At 66.0% G+C, this 14,049-nt stretch carries 16 protein-coding genes; 10 read left to right on the top strand and 6 right to left on the bottom strand.

The window, feature by feature from the left end:
* Positions 1-165 precede the first annotated feature (165 nt).
* From AC3FNH_RS22225 to AC3FNH_RS22235, 3 genes are all read left to right on the top strand, one after another.
* Complete coding sequence (locus AC3FNH_RS22225) at positions 166-831, top strand: pseudouridine synthase (RefSeq protein ID WP_488721581.1); 666 nt, start codon at positions 166-168, stop codon at positions 829-831.
* 103 nt (positions 832-934) lie between these two features.
* Positions 935-1,132 (top strand): hypothetical protein, encoded by a 198-nt coding sequence (locus AC3FNH_RS22230; protein WP_488721582.1) that lies wholly within the window; start codon positions 935-937, stop codon positions 1,130-1,132.
* Positions 1,133-1,279: 147 nt separating this feature from the next.
* Complete coding sequence (locus AC3FNH_RS22235) at positions 1,280-1,729, top strand: DUF192 domain-containing protein (protein ID WP_488721583.1); 450 nt, start codon at positions 1,280-1,282, stop codon at positions 1,727-1,729.
* Positions 1,730-1,783: 54 nt separating this feature from the next.
* Here AC3FNH_RS22235 and AC3FNH_RS22240 read toward each other — a convergent pair whose 3' ends face one another.
* Entirely contained in the window at positions 1,784-2,269 is a 486-nt protein-coding gene (locus AC3FNH_RS22240) for a YajQ family cyclic di-GMP-binding protein (RefSeq protein ID WP_224080736.1), read from the bottom strand.
* A gap of 136 nt (positions 2,270-2,405) precedes the next feature.
* Here AC3FNH_RS22240 and murB point away from each other — a divergent pair, with 136 nt between their 5' ends.
* Positions 2,406-3,416: a UDP-N-acetylmuramate dehydrogenase gene (gene murB, locus AC3FNH_RS22245; RefSeq protein ID WP_488721584.1), complete on the top strand. Its 1,011-nt coding sequence runs from the start codon at positions 2,406-2,408 to the stop codon at positions 3,414-3,416.
* An 18-nt stretch (positions 3,417-3,434) separates the two neighbouring features.
* On the opposite strand, the gene ppnP is transcribed toward murB, so the two are convergent.
* Together ppnP and argF are read right to left on the bottom strand one after the other, a co-directional pair.
* The gene (gene ppnP / locus AC3FNH_RS22250) at positions 3,435-3,746 is read right to left on the bottom strand and encodes a pyrimidine/purine nucleoside phosphorylase (protein ID WP_211945889.1); all 312 of its coding nucleotides are present in this window, start codon (positions 3,744-3,746) and stop codon (positions 3,435-3,437) included.
* 90 nt (positions 3,747-3,836) lie between these two features.
* Positions 3,837-4,760, bottom strand: coding sequence for an ornithine carbamoyltransferase (gene argF, locus AC3FNH_RS22255; protein WP_488721585.1), 924 nt, complete (start codon positions 4,758-4,760; stop codon positions 3,837-3,839).
* Positions 4,761-5,175: 415 nt separating this feature from the next.
* Between argF and AC3FNH_RS22260 the strand changes: the two genes are divergently transcribed.
* Complete coding sequence (locus AC3FNH_RS22260) at positions 5,176-5,475, top strand: DUF3579 domain-containing protein (protein WP_276098392.1); 300 nt, start codon at positions 5,176-5,178, stop codon at positions 5,473-5,475.
* Positions 5,476-5,598: 123 nt separating this feature from the next.
* Here AC3FNH_RS22260 and rpsT read toward each other — a convergent pair whose 3' ends face one another.
* Positions 5,599-5,865 carry a 30S ribosomal protein S20 gene (gene rpsT / locus AC3FNH_RS22265; protein WP_011298911.1) on the bottom strand — a complete coding sequence of 89 codons (267 nt, stop codon included), beginning with the start codon at positions 5,863-5,865 and terminating at the stop codon, positions 5,599-5,601.
* Between the two features lie 366 nt (positions 5,866-6,231).
* Here rpsT and murJ point away from each other — a divergent pair, with 366 nt between their 5' ends.
* Together murJ and AC3FNH_RS22275 are read left to right on the top strand one after the other, a co-directional pair.
* Positions 6,232-7,782, top strand: coding sequence for a murein biosynthesis integral membrane protein MurJ (gene murJ / locus AC3FNH_RS22270; RefSeq protein ID WP_488721586.1), 1,551 nt, complete (start codon positions 6,232-6,234; stop codon positions 7,780-7,782).
* Between the two features lie 93 nt (positions 7,783-7,875).
* A complete protein-coding gene (locus tag AC3FNH_RS22275; RefSeq protein WP_276098394.1) occupies positions 7,876-8,724 on the top strand; it encodes a SirB1 family protein in 849 nt (282 codons plus the stop codon).
* Positions 8,725-8,764: 40 nt separating this feature from the next.
* Here AC3FNH_RS22275 and AC3FNH_RS22280 read toward each other — a convergent pair whose 3' ends face one another.
* Positions 8,765-9,418: a VTT domain-containing protein gene (locus AC3FNH_RS22280; RefSeq protein ID WP_276100807.1), complete on the bottom strand. Its 654-nt coding sequence runs from the start codon at positions 9,416-9,418 to the stop codon at positions 8,765-8,767.
* Positions 9,419-9,558: 140 nt separating this feature from the next.
* Between AC3FNH_RS22280 and mutL the strand changes: the two genes are divergently transcribed.
* From mutL to AC3FNH_RS22295, 3 genes are read left to right on the top strand one after another with little or no spacing between them, the layout of a single operon-like run.
* Positions 9,559-11,514: a DNA mismatch repair endonuclease MutL gene (mutL, locus tag AC3FNH_RS22285; protein ID WP_488721587.1), complete on the top strand. Its 1,956-nt coding sequence runs from the start codon at positions 9,559-9,561 to the stop codon at positions 11,512-11,514.
* 36 nt (positions 11,515-11,550) lie between these two features.
* A complete protein-coding gene (gene miaA, locus AC3FNH_RS22290; RefSeq protein ID WP_276098396.1) occupies positions 11,551-12,507 on the top strand; it encodes a tRNA (adenosine(37)-N6)-dimethylallyltransferase MiaA in 957 nt (318 codons plus the stop codon).
* A 45-nt stretch (positions 12,508-12,552) separates the two neighbouring features.
* The gene (locus AC3FNH_RS22295; RefSeq protein ID WP_488721588.1) at positions 12,553-13,056 is read left to right on the top strand and encodes a GNAT family N-acetyltransferase; all 504 of its coding nucleotides are present in this window, start codon (positions 12,553-12,555) and stop codon (positions 13,054-13,056) included.
* 5 nt (positions 13,057-13,061) lie between these two features.
* On the opposite strand, the gene AC3FNH_RS22300 is transcribed toward AC3FNH_RS22295, so the two are convergent.
* Entirely contained in the window at positions 13,062-13,988 is a 927-nt protein-coding gene (locus tag AC3FNH_RS22300) for a LysR family transcriptional regulator (RefSeq protein WP_276098398.1), read from the bottom strand.
* Between the last annotated feature and the right edge of the window lie 61 nt (positions 13,989-14,049).

The following is a 14,049-nucleotide window of genomic DNA, read 5'->3' on the forward strand; positions in this document are numbered from 1 at the left end:
GCATTGTAGCTGGAGGCAAGCGACCGCCTGCGTTGCGCCGCACCATGTCAGTCTTATATAAGACACAAGACTAGCCAACTATTATGCAGCAATTCCTTGTGATCCGCCATTGAGCCAGGCCGCGCCAGGCCGGCAACTGGCCGGACTGCGGCATACTGCTGCCCCATGACGCTGATTGCCCTGAACAAGCCCTTTGGCACCATGAGCCAGTTTTCCGAGCACCCCTCGCGGCCGACGCTGGCCGAGTGGATCGCGACACCTGGCGTGTACCCGGCTGGCCGCCTCGACGCCGACAGCGAGGGCCTGCTGCTGCTCACCGATGACGGCGGTCTGCAGGCGCGGATCGCCGATCCGCGCCACAAGCTGGCCAAGACCTACTTCGCGCAGGTAGAGGGCATCCCCGACGAGCACGCGCTGGCGCGTCTGCGAGAGGGCGTCGATCTCGGCGATTTCCGCACCCTGCCGGCCAAGGTCCGCGCGGTCGGGGAGCCATCCTGGCTCTGGCCCCGGCATCCGCCCGTACGCTATCGCGCCGCCATCCCGACCAGCTGGCTCGAACTGCAGATCCGCGAAGGCAAGAACCGCCAGGTCCGCCGCATGACCGCAGCGGTCGGCTTCCCGACCCTGCGCCTGGTGCGCGCCACCATCGGCCGGCTTGACCTGCGCGAGCTCGGCCTGCAGCCCGGGCAGTCCCGCGTCGTGGCACCGGACCTGCTCGGCCTGCCACCCGCGCGTGCCCCGCAACCCGCGCCACGCGGCTCCGGGGAGGGTCCCGCCCGGGCACGCGGGACTGGCGCCGGCAACAAAGGCCGAGTGCGTTACAAAAACTAACACCCATCACGTCAACGCAGTGGGCGGTGTCCTCGTTGTTGTCGGTGACGCGCCCAATTGCGCGCCAACTTTCCGACTACAGTCACTCTTCGAGGTAATCGCAATGAAAAAACTGATCGCTGCCCTGGTTGTTGGCCTGTTCGCTACCGGCGCTTTTGCCCAGGCTTCGGCTCCGGCTGCTACCGAAGCAGCTCCGGCCGCCAAGGAAGCTCCGAAGGCCACCAAGAAGAAGAGCTCGCACAAGAAGCAGTCGAAGAAGGCAGCTTCGGCTCCCGCCGCTTCGGCTCCGGCTGCGCAGTAAGCACGCAGCCGCGGCAGCAATCCGCCGCAGACGCAAAAGGCAGGTTGCCCGGCAACCTGCCTTTTTTTATATCCGCCAGGCCCGCCGCTCGGTCCGCCCGTGCGTGCGTTATGCTTGCGCCTGCCATCGAATCCCAGCCGCATTGCCATGCGAATCCTGACCAAGACCCTGCTTTCCCGCTGCGTCCTGCTGGCCGCCACCATCACCGGGCTGGCCCACGCACAGAGCGCGCTGCCCGTAGTGCCCCTTACGGCGGGGATGTACGCCATTCAGGCAGAGGTCGCGTCGACGCCCGCGGCGCGCGAGCAGGGGCTGATGTACCGCAAATCTATGCCGGCCAATGCCGGCATGCTGTTCGTGTTCGAACAGAAGGCCGGACACTGCTTCTGGATGAAGAATACGGACCTGCCGCTGTCGATCGCCTTCCTGGCCGATGACGGCAGCATCGTCAATATCGAGGACATGGCGCCGCAGACGCAAGACAACCACTGCCCCAAGGCGGCGATCCGCTACGCGCTCGAAATGAACAAGGGATGGTTCGCGCAGAAGGGTATCCGGACCGGCGCGAAGATCGGCGGGCTGCCGCAGCCGCGCTGAGCGCAGCCCGCAGCCTCGCTCGGCGCCGGCATTGCACAGGCGCCCGTACGGGAATCAGTCCCGGAAGTTGTTGAAGTCCAGCGGCGCCTCGGACACGTCCTTGCGCAGCATCGCGATCACGCTCTGCAGGTCGTCGCGCTTGGTGCCGGAAACCCGCACGGCATCGCCCTGGATGCTGCCCTGGACCTTGATCTTGCTGTCCTTGATCATGCGCACGATCTTCTTGGCCAGGTCGCCGGTCACGCCCTTCTTGATGGTGATGACCTGCTTGACCTTGTCGCCGCTGATCTTCTCGACCTTGCCGTAGTCGAGGAAGCGCACATCGACATTGCGCTTGGCCATCTTGTTGATCAGCACATCCTTGACCTGGCCCAGCTTGAAGTCATCGTCCGCGAAGGCGGTCAGTTCGCCTTCCTTTTGCTCGACCCGTGCGTCCGAACCCTTGAAATCGAAACGCGTCGAGATCTCCTTGTTGGCCTGTTCGACCGCATTCTTGACCTCGACCATGTTGGCTTCGCACACTACGTCAAACGACGGCATTGCATTCTCCTTGTTGCTCGCTTGTCCGGCATCCGCGGCCCGGACGGGCCGCGCCGGCACTTCCGTATAATCCAGCCTGCCTCGCACCCATGGGGCGCCCGGCCGCGCTGTGGCGGCCGCATCACCTCTAGCTTGCATGGCAGATTTCCACGAATTTTATCCCCTGCGCCGCCACAATACATTCGGATTCGATGTCCGCGCGCGCTATGCCGTCCATGTCCGCAGCGAAGCCGACCTGCTGGCCGCGCTGGCAGACCCGCGCGCCAGCGGCCTGCCGCTGGTGGTGCTTGGTGGCGGCAGCAATGTCGTGCTGACCGCGGATCTCGATGCGCTGGTGCTGCTGATGGAGATTCCGGGATACCGCGTGGAGACCGATCCCGACGCATGGCTGGTCACTGCCGGTGCCGGCGAGAACTGGCATGGCCTGGTCTGCCGCACCATCGCCGACGGCCTGCCCGGCCTCGAAAACCTGGCGTTGATCCCCGGCACCGCAGGGGCGGCGCCGATCCAGAACATCGGGGCCTATGGCGTGGAACTGCGCGAACGCTTCGCGGGCTTGCGCGCGCTGGACCGTCAGACCCTGCGCTTCGTGGACCTTGACCTGGAACAATGCGCGTTCGGCTACCGCGACAGCCTGTTCAAGCAGGCGGGCCGCGACCGCTACATCATCACGGCGGTGACGCTGCGCCTGCCGCGCGCCTGGCAGCCGGTGCTTGCCTATGGGGAACTGGCACGGGAACTCGAGGGCCATGCGGCACCCGATGCCGCAGCGATCCGCGATGCGGTGATTGCCATCCGTTCGCGCAAGCTGCCGGATCCGGCGCAGATCGGCAATGCGGGCAGCTTCTTCAAGAATCCTCTGGTCAGCGCCGAGCAGCGGCAAGCGCTGCTGGCCATCCATCCCGACCTGGTCAGCTATGCCCAGCCGGACGGCACGTTCAAGCTCGCCGCAGGCTGGCTGATCGACCGCTGCGGCTTCAAGGGCCTCGATGACGGCCCGGTAGGCGTCTATGGCAAACAGGCGCTGGTGCTCGTGCACCATGGCGGCGGCACTGGCGCAGCGCTGCTGGCGCTGGCCACGCGTATCGCCGATACGGTCCAGGCCCGCTTCGGCGTGCGCATCGAGCCGGAACCGGTCGTGCTCTGACCGGCTCCGTGGCCACGATCAGGCGAAGTGGCAGACGTAGTCGAGGGTTTCCTGCACTTCGATATCGAAGCTGCTGTTGCCCGGCACGCTGAACTGCTGGCCGGCGCCATAGGTCTGCCAGGCATCCGAACCGGCCAGGCGCACGCGGCATACGCCCGCGTTGACTTCCATGATCTCCGGGGCGCCGGTGTTGAACGTCAGCGTCGACGGGAAAATCACACCCAGCGTCTTGCGCGTGCCATCGGCGAACAGCACGGTGTGGCTCACGCACTTGCCGTCGAAATACAGGTTGGCCTTCTTGACGACCGATACGTTGTCGAACTGGCTCACTTCCATCTCCTTGATTGCATTCATGTGGATGCGGTCACGTAAAAAGAGGGGCCATCGCGGCCCCTCCCCTTGTGCCTGCCGGCGTGCGCTTCAGTAGCGGCCGCAGAGCAGGTATTCCATCAGCGCCTTCTGCACGTGCAGGCGGTTTTCCGCCTCGTCCCAGACCACGCTCTTCGGGCCATCGATTACCGCGGCCTCGACTTCCTCGCCACGGTGGGCGGGCAGGCAGTGCATGAACAGCGCGTCCGGCTCGGCGCGGTCCATCATGGCCGTGGTCACCATCCAGTCCTGGAAGGCGCGCTTGCGCGCCTCGTTCTCGGCCTCGAAGCCCATGCTGGTCCACACGTCGGTGGTCACCAGGCTGGCACCCTGGCAGGCCGCCAGCGGATCGTCGAACACCTTGAGCTGGCCTGCGGCCGATGCCGGCACCATTGCCGCATCGAGCTGGTAGCCCGGAGGCGCCGAAAAATGGAAGGTGAAACCCAGGCGCTCGGCCGCCTGGATCCAGGTGTAGGCCATGTTGTTGGCGTCGCCGATCCATGCCACGGTCTTGCCGCGGATGCTGCCGCGCTGCTCGATGTAGGTGAACACGTCGGCCAGGACCTGGCAAGGATGGTATTCGTTGGTCAGGCCATTGATGACCGGCACGCGCGAATGCGCGGCGAAGCGTTCGATGATGTCCTGCCCGAAGGTGCGGATCATGATGATGTCGACCATGCGCGAGATCACCTGCGCCGCATCCTCGATCGGCTCGCCGCGGCCCAGCTGGGAATCGCGCGTGTTGAGGAACACCGCGTGGCCGCCGAGCTGGTGGATGCCGGCTTCGAACGACAGGCGCGTACGCGTCGAGTTCTTCTCGAAGATCATGGCCAGCGTGCGGTCGTGCAGCGGGTGCCATGTTTCGTAGTTCTTGAACTTGGCCTTGAGGATCCGTGCGCGGTCCAGCAGGTACTCGTACTCGTCGGGAGTCAAGTCGCTGAACTGGAGGTAATGCTTGATCGGGGTTGAGCTCATAAAACAAAAGAAGGCGGCCCAGAGGAGACACGCCGTCACGGCCTGCATGACAGAAGCGCGTCGCGGAGCCGCCTTTCGCGTCGCATACGCAATTTACGTGCAACGATCATAAGGGATTATTTCTGCTTTGGCGAGTCCGGAAGAATCCGGCCCGGCACCCGCTGACAGCTTCCTGACAGGAATTCGGGCTTATGCGCAAGTCTTATATAAGATATAATACTCGCTGATTCACGCGGGGCCCGGCATACCCTTGCCGCTGCCCGCCGCCGGCATCAAAAGTGCCCCCGCAGACACCGACGCCCCGCCACCCCGGCCGGAAAGAGCGAACCAAACGTTCGCCGGCCGCGTCAAACGGGCGCCCGTTCCGCGGGTTTTCCGTCGAGTCACCTCGCCTCACCCGCAGTCGCCCAGTCTCATGAACCCCAATGTTCGCGAATACTTCATCCAAGGCATTACCAAGGAGGGCAAGACCTTCCGCCCAAGCGACTGGGCAGAACGACTGTGCGGCGTGATGGCGCAATTCCGCCCCGAAGGCGATACCGGCGATCCCCGCCTGACCTACTCGCCCTACGTGCGCCCGATCTTCGCCGGCAACACCAAATGCGTGGTAGTCGATGTGCGCCTGCGCGAGATCGAGCCCAAGGCCCTGGATTTCGTCCTGAACTTCGCCCGCGACAACAACCTGCAACTGGTTGAGGCCTGCTCGCTCGAATAAGCAGCCGGAGCCGCAGAAGATGCGGCGACCGGAAAGCAAAAAAGCTCGTCGGATGACGAGCTTTTTTGTTGGGCGGGCCCTATGCAGTTCCCGCAGGAGGCCGCCGCAGCGGCCTGGCAGCTATCAGGCAGCCATGGCCTTGATGGCGGCCGACAGACGCGACTTGTGACGTGCAGCCTTGTTCTTGTGCACGATCTTCTTGTCGGCAATGCTGTCGATGGTAGCTTGCGAATTCTTGAAGATTTCAGCAGCTGCAGCCTTGTCGCCGGCGTCGATGGCCTTGCGAACGGCCTTCACGGCGGTGCGCAGGCGCGAGCGCAGGCTGGAGTTGTGAGCGTTCTGAGCAACGGCTTGGCGAGCGCGCTTGCGGGCTTGTGCGGAATTTGCCATTTAAATAAATATCCTGAATTCAGATGCGTGCCGCGGGGGACACAACAATTAAGTCATATCAAGCGACCCGGGATGCACTGACACACGAATCCGGAACGCAGCTGTCCTTGTGAATCGGCAATTATACACACACGCAGAAGCCACACGCAAGGCCGACCTCGGTATACCACGCGACGCCGGGCTGCAGCCGGGACGATCCGTATAATAGGCGCCACTTTCGTCGCACGCGGCGTGCAGTTGCGGCAACTTTGCCGCGCGCCGGGCGTCTGAACCGCCATCCCGGCGCCTGCGCGCGATCCGCGGCCCGCACGCCACCATGCCCGCCAGCCCGCGCCTGCCCGATCCACCGCTTCCCGCCCACTCACCTTGAACCTGCTCAAAGCGCTCGCCACCATCAGCAGCCTGACCATGCTCTCGCGCATCACGGGCCTGGTGCGCGAAATCCTAATTGCCCGTGCGTTCGGCGCTTCGGACATGACCGACGCCTTCAACGTGGCGTTCCGGATTCCCAACCTGTTGCGGCGTATCTTCGGCGAAGGCGCGTTCTCGCAAGCCTTCGTGCCGATCCTGGGCGAATACCACGCCAAGCGCGGCGATGCCGAAACCAAGCACCTGATCGACGCGGTCGCCACGGTCATGACCTGGGCGCTGATGGGCGTGTCGCTGCTGGGCGTGATCGGTGCGCCACTGGTGATGACCGTAGTGGCAACCGGCTTCCGCGGGCAAGGCGAGACCTACATCGCCGCCGTCTTCATGACGCGCGTGATGTTCCCGTACATCGGCCTGATTTCGCTGGTCGCTCTGGCTTCCGGCATCCTGAACACGTGGCGCAAGTTCGCCGTGCCGGCCTTCACGCCGGTGCTGCTGAACCTTTGCCTCATCTTCGCGGCCCTGTTCGTCGGCCCGCGCATGGCGCAGCCGATCTATGCGCAGGCGTGGGGCGTGCTGATCGGCGGCATCCTGCAACTGCTGATCCAGGTGCCCGCGCTCAAGCGCCTGGGCGCCATGCCGCGCGTGAGCTTCAGCGTGCGCCAGGCCTGGGCCGACCCCGGCGTGCGCCGCATCCTCCGGCAGATGGGTCCGGCGCTGCTGGCCGTGTCGGTGGCGCAGATCAGCCTGATCATCAATACCAACATTGCCTCGCGCCTGGCCGCGGGCAGCGTGTCATACCTGACCTATGCCGACCGGCTGATGGAATTCCCGACCGCGCTGCTTGGCGTGGCGCTAGGCACCATCCTGCTGCCAAGCCTGTCGAAGGCGAGCGCGCAGGGCAATCGCGACGAATACTCGGGCTTGCTCGACTGGGGCCTGCGCCTGACCTTCCTTCTGGCAGTGCCGTGCGCGGTGGGCCTGTTCGTGTTCGGCACGCCGCTGACCGCGGTGCTGTTCAACTATGGCAAGTTCGACGCCCACGCCGTCGAAATGACGCGCCAGGCGCTAGTGTCCTATGGCACCGGCCTGCTCGGCCTCATCGTCATCAAGATCCTGGCTCCGGGCTTCTACGCGCGGCAGGACATCCGCACGCCAGTGAAGATCGCAATCGTAGTGCTCGTCATCACGCAGGCCTGCAACTACGCGTTCGTGCCGTGGCTCAGCCATGCCGGCCTGGCGCTCTCGATCAGCGTCGGCGCCACCATCAACGCCCTGCTGCTCTTTGCGGGCCTGGTCCGGCGCGGCTACTACCGGCCCGCGCCCGGCTGGTCGCTATTCCTGGCCCAGCTGTTCACCGCGGTGCTGCTGCTGTCGGGCCTGCTGCTCTGGTTCGTGCGCAATTTCGACTGGGTCGGGCTGGGCGCGACGCCACTTCTGCGCATCGCGCTGCTGGCTTCCTGCCTGGTACTTGCGGCGGTGGTCTACTTCGGTACACTGTGGCTCATGGGACTGCGATACGCCGCTTTCAAGCGCCGGACGGTCTAGGCTCCTTCATCGATGCTCATTCATCGATGGATCCGGCCCTAGCCAAAGTGAGCGCGAGGGCACGGTACGGCCGTGCCGCATCAGGAATCCGCAATGACAAGTACGAAAGTCCTTGATTACTTCGCCAGCCTTGTGGCGGACGAGAACGGCATCCCCCTCACTGAAACCGCACTTTCCATCGCACAGGACGCCTACCCCGACCTGGACCTGCAAGCCGAACTGGCCGCGCTGGACGTGCTGGCGCTGCGCCTGAAACGCCGGATCGCCGAAGGTACGCCGGCCATCCAGCGGCTGCGCCTGCTGAACCACTTTTTCTACCGCGACCTCGGTTTCGGCGCCAACGCCAACGACTACTACGACCCGGACAATTCATATCTGAACGTGGTCCTGAAGCAGCGGCGCGGCATCCCCATTTCATTGGCCGTGCTGTACATGGAACTCGGCCAGCAGATCGGCCTGCCGTTGAAGGGCGTGTCCTTCCCGAACCATTTCCTGGTACGCATGACGATCCCCGCCGGGGAAGTCATCCTCGACCCCCTGACTGGCGAAACCCTGTCGAAAGAACAGCTTCAGGAAATGCTTGACCCCTACCTCGAACGGGAGGGGATTTCCGATCCCGGCCAGGTGCCGCTGGGCCTGTTCCTGCAGGCCGCCAGCCACCGCGAGATCATTGCGCGCATGCTGCGCAACCTCAAGGCCATCTACCTGCAGGAGTCACGCTGGCAGCGGCTGCTCGCGGTGCAGAACCGCCTGGTCATCCTGCTGCCCGGATCGATCGAGGAAGTGCGCGACCGCGGCCTGGCCTACGCCAATCTGGAGTGCTTCCGGCCTGCGCTGGAGGACCTGGAAGCGTATATGAAGGCGCGCCCGGACGCCTCCGACATTGCGCAGATCCGCGACCGCATGCCGGCCCTGCGCATGATGAGCCGCAGCCTCAACTGAAACCGCGCTGAGACCGCGCCGAGACCGCGGCAGCGCCTGCTCAGCGCTCGACGCTCGACGCGCGGCCCTTGTTGCCGCGCACGAGCTTCCACAGACCGCCCAGCACGAGCGGCACCACGGCCGCGCCGATACCGGCCAGCACGATCAGGTTCAGGTACTGCTTGATGAACGGCAGGTTGCCGAAGAAGTAACCCGCGAACACCAGTCCCGCCACCCACGCCAGCGCGCCGATCACATTGAAGAACTGGAAGCGCGCGAACGTCATCTGCGAAACACCGGCCACGAAGGGCGCGAAGGTACGCACGATCGGGACGAAACGGGCCATCACCAGCGTCTTGCCGCCGTGGCGCTCGTAGAAGTCGTGCGTGCGGCGCAGCGCTTTCTGGTCGAGGAAGCGCCAATGGTGGTCGAACACCTTGGGCCCGATCCAGCTGCCGACCCAGTAGTTCACGGTATTGCCCGAGACCGCCGCCGTCAGCAGCAGGCCGATCAGCGCCCATTCGTTCATGGCACCCGTGGCGCAGAACGCCCCGGCGATGAACAGCAGCGAATCGCCCGGCAGGAATGGCAGCACCACCAGCCCGGTTTCGGCAAACACGATCGCGAACAGGATGGCGTAGACCCAGACGCCATACTGCTGGATGACCGTGCCGAGGTATTTGTCGACATGCACCAGCATGTCGATGAGCTGCAGAGCGAGATCCAAGTCTTTCCCCGTTGTGTTGTAGGTTGATCCAACAAGCGCGACATCATACAAGAGCCGACCGACGTATCGGTCACCTGCCGGGCCCGGCCCAGCCATCCCGCGTGCGGCACGGCACGTATAATCGCCGGATGCCAGCCTCCGCCTCCCGCACCGCGCAGCCGCCGCGGCCGATCCGCCCCCTGCCCGACCAGCTCATCAGCCAGATTGCCGCCGGCGAAGTCGTCGAGCGCCCGGCTTCCGTGGTCAAGGAGCTGCTCGAGAACGCGCTCGACGCGGGCTCCAGCCAGCTAGGCATCCGGCTGGAAGAAGGCGGCGTGCGGCGCATCGTCATCACGGATAACGGCTGCGGCATTCCGCCGGCCGAACTGCCCGTCGCGCTGATGCGCCACGCCACCAGCAAGATCGCTTCGCTGGATGAACTCGAGGCGGTGCTGACCCTCGGTTTCCGCGGCGAGGCCCTGGCCTCGATCGCTTCCGTATCCCAGCTGACCCTGACCAGCCGTACCGCGCATGACCCGCATGCCACGCAAGTCAGTGCCGATACCGGCGCATTGCAGCCGGCATCTGGCGGAGTCGGCACAACGGTTGATGTCCAGCATCTCTACTTCAACACTCCGGCGCGCCGAAAGTTCCTCAAGTCGGAACAGACCGAACTCGGGCATTGCCTGGAAATGGTCCGGCGCGCGGCGCTGGCCCGTCCCGACGTGGCGATCTCGGTCCACCACAACGGCAAGCCGCTCGAACACTGGAATGCCGGCGACGTGGCCACGCGTACGGCGCAGGTGCTCGGCAGCGACTTTGCCCGGGCTCGGCTGCCGCTCGATGAAGAGGCCGGCGACCTGCATCTCTATGGTTTCGCCGGGCTGCCCACCGCCTCGCGCGGGCGGCCGGACCAGCAGTACTTCTTCGTCAACGGCCGCTTCGTACGTGACAAGCTGCTCAACCATGCGGTGCGCAGCGCCTACCAGGACGTGCTGCACGGCGACCGCTTCCCGTCCTACGTGCTGTGCCTGGACCTGCCGCCGGAGACGGTGGATGTGAACGTCCACCCGTCCAAGATCGAGGTGCGCTTCCGGGAATCGCGCGCCGTGCACCAGTTCGTCTATCACGCCGTGCAGCGCTGCCTGGCACGCCAGGCCGGCGAGAACGGCGACAGCCTGCACACCGGCACGGACGACGAGCCCGTGCCCGCGCCGGGCGCCATCCCGCTGCAAGAGCCGCGCGCCCCCTACGGCGGTGCCGGGGGCAGCGGCAGCCAGTGGATCAACTATTCGGCGGCGCGCCAGACCGAGCTTGGCATCGCCCAGCCGCGCCAGGCCTACCTGGGCATGGTACGTGACGCCACGGCGCCGCGGCCCTATGTGCCTTCGTCCCAGCCGCCCGCATGGCTGGCCGATGCGCAGGCCGCGCGGGTCGAAGAGCCGCCGGGCCTGCTCGATGGCATTGCCGTGGCCAAGGTCGCGGCCCCTCCCGCGGATGACACGACGGAAACCGCCGACGACCACCCGCTCGGCTACGCCATCGCCCAGTTGCATGGCGTCTACGTGCTCGCGCAGAATGCGCGCGGCCTCGTGCTGGTCGACATGCACGCGGCGCACGAACGCATCCTGTACGAGCAGATCAAGGATGCGCTGGATGCGCGCGACCTCGCCGTGCAGCCGCTGCTGCTGCCCGTGACCCTGCCCGCGAACCCGGTGGAGATCGGCACGGCCGAGGAGCATCGCGAAACGCTGGAGCTGCTCGGCTTCGACATCGCGCCGGTGTCGCCGACCACGCTCGCCGTGCGCGCCGTGCCGGCGCTGCTGCAGCAGGCCGATGCCGAGGCGCTGGCGCGCGACGTGCTGCGCGACCTGAACGCCTACGGTGGCTCGCGCGTGCTGGCCGAGCGCCGCAACGAACTGCTGGCCACGCTGGCCTGCCACAGCGCGGTGCGCGCCAACCGCAAGCTCACGCTCGAAGAGATGAATGCGCTGCTGCGCCAGATGGAGCAGACCGAGCGCGCCGACCAGTGCAACCACGGCCGCCCGACCTGGGTGCAACTCAGCGTGGCCGAGCTGGACCGCCTGTTCCTGCGCGGCCAGTAAGCCCGCCTTGCCTCGCCACGCCTTGCCCAAGCCCTGATGTCCGCCTTGCCATCGTCCGAACACCCGCCCGTCGTCTGCCTGCTCGGCCCGACCGCCTCGGGCAAGACCGCTGCCGCGCTGGCCCTGGCGCGGCAGGCGAGCGTCGAAATCATCAGCCTGGACTCGGCGCTGGTCTATCGCGAGATGGACATCGGCACCGCCAAGCCCACGCCTGACGAACTGGCCGCGGTACCGCACCACCTGATCGACATCATCGATCCGGCCGACAGCTACTCCGCCGCGCAATTCGTCACGGACGCCGAACGGCTGATCGGTGAGATCCGCGCGCGCGGGCGCCAGCCGCTGATCGTGGGCGGCACCATGCTGTACTACAAGGCGCTGACGCAGGGCTTGAACGACCTGCCCCAGGCCGATCCCGCTGTGCGCGCCGAACTCGACGAACTTGCCGCCGAACGCGGCTGGCCCGCGCTCCACGCGATGCTCGCGCAAGTCGACCCGGTCACGGCCGCCCGGCTCGCGCCCAACGATGCCCAGCGCATCCAGCGCGCACTGGAAATCCACCGGCTCTCGGGACAGCCCATGTCCGAACTGCTGGCACGGCAGGCAGACGGCCGTACCTTCACGGGCACCGCCGACCAGCGCTACCGCGTGATCGCACTGGAGCCGTCGGACCGCAGCGTGCTGCACGCGCGCATTGCCGCGCGTTATGACGCCATGCTGGCCGGCGGCCTGATCGAGGAAGTCGAACGCCTGCGCCGGCGCGGCGATCTCCACCCCGGCCTGCCGTCGATCCGGTGCGTGGGCTACCGGCAGGTCTGGGAGTACCTCGATGGCGACAGCGACTACGCGACCATGCGCGAACGCGGCATCGCGGCCACGCGCCAGCTCTGCAAGCGCCAGATCACGTGGCTGCGCAGCACGCCGGAGCGCCTGTCCGTCGATTGCCTCGCGCCGGACTATGTCGCGCAGGTCGCGCGGCTGGCCGGGATGTGACGAGAGCGGCGATAATCGTCGCCCGTCCCGATGATGCCCTGCGCCATGCCGTCTCCTTCCTTTGCCATCCGCCCCGCCACGCCAGCCGACAGCACCACGCTGTTCCGCCTGATCTCGGCACTGGCCGAATACGAAAAGCTGACCCACCTGGTCGAAGCCACGCCGCAGAAGCTGGAACAGGCCTTGTTCGGCGCGCAGCCGCAGGCCGAGGCCGTGCTGGTCGAAGCCCATACGCCTGATGGCGTGCAACCCGTCGGCTTCGCGCTGTTCTTCCATAATTTCTCGACCTTCCTCGCCAAACCCGGCCTGTATCTGGAAGACCTGTTCGTCGAACCGGCCTGGCGCGGGCATGGCCTTGGCAAGGCGCTGCTCAGACACCTGGCGGCGCTGGCCGTGGCGCGCGGCTGCGGCCGCTTCGAGTGGTCGGTGCTCGACTGGAACACGCCGTCCATCGAGTTCTACAAGGCGATGGGCGCGGACGTGATGCCGGACTGGCGCATCTGCCGCGTCACCGGCGACGCATTGGCCCGCCTCGGCGCGCCGGACTGACCTGCCTATTTCGGCAAAGCATCCCCTGCCCCGCTGATCTCCGCTGCCACCCGCTCGATGCAGCGGATCGCCTTCACCGCCATCGGCGAAGGTGTCCGGTTGCGCAGGCTCACAATGCCCATGCCGGCCTTCATCGCCGGCAATCCCTGCACGTCCAGCACAACGAGCTCGCCGGAGGCCAGCTCGGCCCTGACCGACGCATCGGTTGCGCCAAGCACCATGTCCGTGGACAAGGTAACCGCCCGGATCACGGCAAAGTCGTCGCATTCGAGCGCCAGCACGGCCGCCTGGCCATCCGGCAGGCCGAGCGCCCGCGAGAATGCCGCCGTGACCACGCGCGGCGCCTTGACGCTTGCCACCCCGTACTCCCAGGCGTCGCGGATCGTGCAGGCCTTGCCGGTCAGCGGATGCCCCGCGCGCACGAAGAAGCGCGCCGGCTGGGCGGGCAGCGGGCGCACGTCCAGCGACGCGTCCTCCGTGAGGTCACGCACGTCGGCGACGAAGAACTCGATGTCCTCCGCGCGCAGGCGCTCGAGCAACAGCACCCAGTTGCTCTCCTCGACGCGCAAGGCGACCTGTGGATGCAGGCGCCGAAGCTCCGACAGCACGCGCGGCAGCAGGGTCGCCGCCGGAAACGGCCCGACCCCGAACGCCGTGTCGCCAAGCCGGGAGTCCAGGTAAAGATCGACATCGCGCTGCATGCAGCGCGCCTCGAACAACAGCCGCCGCGCGCGTTCGAGCACGAATTCCCCAGCCGGCGTGGGCCGGATATCGCCGGCTTCGCGCTCGAACAGCCGTACCCCGAGATCACTTTCGATGGCCTGGATGCTGCGGCTGAACGCGGGCTGGCTCAGGTGAACCTGCTCCGCCGCGCGCGCGAAGTGAAGCGTATCGGCAAGGGCCACCACGTGGCTGAGCCGGCGAAGGTCCATGACAACCTCATTGCGTCTGAAGCATTGGAACGATGTTCATTATGCATTGGACGCATTGACC

This window comes from Cupriavidus sp. 22TCCZM01-5, assembly GCF_057798915.1.